The organism is Halorubrum orientale (assembly GCF_059623105.1).
Genome location: NZ_JBSPSR010000024.1, coordinates 1 through 654, shown reverse-complemented (window position 1 = coordinate 654; position 654 = coordinate 1). Strand labels below are relative to the sequence as shown.

At 52.6% G+C, this 654-nt stretch carries 1 rRNA gene; it reads left to right on the top strand.

From position 1 onward, the window contains the following. Positions 1–169: 169 nt before the first annotated feature. Positions 170–654: ribosomal RNA gene (locus ACWUI7_RS13485) — 23S ribosomal RNA — on the top strand; the annotation flags it as partial.

The following is a 654-nucleotide window of genomic DNA, read 5'->3' as shown; positions in this document are numbered from 1 at the left end:
CGAACACACGTTCAACACCACGTGTGATTCAATGACAACCGTGTATACGTGCGATCCAGACGTCCACTGAACTCATCCGAGTTCGTGGAACGTCAGTGAACCATACAGTCGGAATACTCAAACGAGTATTTCTGACACCGTTGAATGACTCACCGTGAGTCACTCAACACACTACTGGCTACTGTGCCAGCTGGTGAATGGCTCGGCTCGAGAGCCGACGACGGACGTGCCAAGCTGCGAAAAGCTCGTGGGACCCGCATGGAGGGATAGAACACGAGATCTCCGAATCGGAATCCGTTTACAATTGCCACGCGCAATAGGGAACCCCCCGAATTGAAACATCTCAGTAGGGGGAGGAACAGAACGCAACCGCGATGTCGCTAGTAACCGCGAGTGAACACGACACAGCCCAAACCGAAGGTCTTCGGACCAATGTGGTGTTCGGGTTGACAATCAATTCTCGACAACTCATTCGAAGTCTCCTGGAACGGAGCGTGAAACAGGGTGACAACCCCGTAGGATGACCAGTACAGAAGGCGTCAATACCAGAGTAGTAGGGGTCGGATATCCTCTATGAACAACTCAGGCATCCCCTGAGAAGGCTAAACACTCCTCGAGACCGATAGCGAACAAGTAGCGTGAGCGAACGCTGAA